Raw genomic sequence first — 1817 nt, 5'->3', positions numbered from 1 at the left:
TCACCGCCAGCGGCTACGAACGTCTCGATCCAGAGGGCGCTCTTGATCCGTTGATCGATGGAGCGGGCGGGGCCGTCCAAAGGGGCTTCCCATTCGATGGGCTCGTCCCCATCCACCCGCAGCCGGATGGCGGTGATGCCCGGGACGGAGCCGGACTCATAGAACCCGGTAAGTGCTGTTCCCATCTGGGCTTCGGCATCCAGGGCTGTGGAGAACATGCACTGGCTGGACATGACTTTGCCGGTGCGGATCTGGGCCGCCGAACGGTCGGACAGGAGAGTCACGGAGTAGCCGTCCCGCTGCAGGCCCAGGGCCAGTTGCGCGCCGGATTCCCCGGCCCCCACGATTGCTATTTTTCGCATGGTTGAGTCCTTTTTAGCAGGGGCGTGCTAGGAAACCTTGGCAGCCGAGAGGCCGGCCAGGTAGTCGGCAGCTTTGTCCGGGTACATGAACCACTCCTGGAATTCCGGCGGGTGGTTGAAGCCGTTGGCAAAGCGGTGGGCGATGTCCGGCTCACTGTTCGCGGCGCCCAGGAGTTCAAGGACGTGGGGTGGCGGCGGGGCCAGGAGGGCATTTGTCCAGTGTGCAACGTGCTGGGCGTAATCCCAATAGCGCTCGAACGTGGCCTGCATGAAACCTGCATCGAATGGCCCGCTTCCGTGCTGGACGATGCTGTCCAGGTAAGACGCCGCGCACTTGCTCGCGTTGTTGGAGCCCTGCCCGGTGATGGGATCGTTCAACACCACGACGTCGGCCAGGCCCAGTACCTGCCGTCCGCTGGGCAGCGTAGCAATGGGGTGGCGGACGGTAGGGGCAAAGCGGCCCTGCAAAACGCCGTTGGGGTCGGTCAGTTCCACGTCCGTGGCCCGCTCGGCTTCCCAAGGCAGGAAGGTGTTGAGGATGTCCTTGGAATTCTGCAGGTGTTCCTCGGGGGAGAGGCCCTTCCAGGTGTCCATGGGGCCGCCTGGGACCCCTTCGAAGACCATGATTTCGCAAGGGCCGGTGGTGGTCAGTGCCGGGAAGACGAAGTACTCGCCCACGCCGGGGATGAGGTTGAACGAGACCGCCGAGTACTCATCGCGGGGTTTCAGGCCCTTGACGTAGGTCAATGCCAGGGCCCGTTGTGGGGCGTCGTAAGTGCTGCGTTCGGCGTCGCGGGTGAAGAGCTGCGCAATTTCGCCCTTGCCGGCCGCCACAATCACCAGATCCGAGTTCTGCGTGTACTTTTCCAGCTCAGCCACGCCGGCATCCTCGAAGACCAGTTCCCCGCCACGCGCCGTGAACTCCTCCATGAATTTGGGGAACTTCACGCGCTGGTCGATGGATTTGGCGTGGTGGTCCAGGCGGGAAGCCCAGCTGATGGCCTTTTCGCCCGGCAGTTCGGGGTGGGGAATGGTGAAGGAGATGCCATCCACAGTGGGAGCGTCCGGCCAGAAATCCAAGCCGAGGGCACGCTCGTGCTCCAGGGCGTTGTGGAAAATACATTGGCTGGAGGCTACTTTGCCGTCATGGATTTGCTCAGGTGTGCGGTTGGAGATGGTGGTGACCTGGAAGCCGGCGTCGAGGAGGCCGATTCCGAGCTGAAGCCCTGACTGGCCGGCTCCGACGATGGTGATGTGGCGTTGCGTCATGGTGTTGCCCTTTTCTCTTGGTCTGTTTGCGGGTGGAGGTGGGGCCGCTCGCTAGTTGGCGGCAAGCAGGGGGATGGTTTCTTCGGCGCGTTCCGGTCCCAAAGCGGAGTAACCGCCGTCGACGGCCCAATCCGCGCCGGTCACGAAACTGGCTTGGTCGCCGGCGAGGAACGCGACGACGTCGCC

The 1817-nt window shown here is 63.6% G+C and carries 1 protein-coding gene and 1 pseudogene; both read right to left on the bottom strand.

The genetic code is table 11. From position 1 onward, the window contains the following. Window positions 1-362: pseudogene (locus HP499_RS23830) on the bottom strand (flavin reductase); the annotation flags it as partial. Window positions 363-389: 27 nt separating this feature from the next. After that, entirely contained in the window at window positions 390-1631 is a 1242-nt protein-coding gene (locus HP499_RS23825) for a styrene monooxygenase/indole monooxygenase family protein (protein WP_172326509.1), read from the bottom strand. Window positions 1632-1817 lie beyond the last annotated feature (186 nt).

Source organism: Paenarthrobacter sp. CM16, from assembly GCF_013179505.1.
GTDB lineage: Bacteria > Actinomycetota > Actinomycetes > Actinomycetales > Micrococcaceae > Arthrobacter.
Note: the sequence above shows the minus strand (reverse complement) of the source record. Positions and strands in the feature narration are given on the sequence as shown.

Coding starts and splice junctions, on each gene's coding strand:
- HP499_RS23825 (WP_172326509.1), bottom strand. CDS start 1,631: ATGACGCAACGCCACATCACCATCGTCGGAGCCGGCCAGTCAGGGCTT.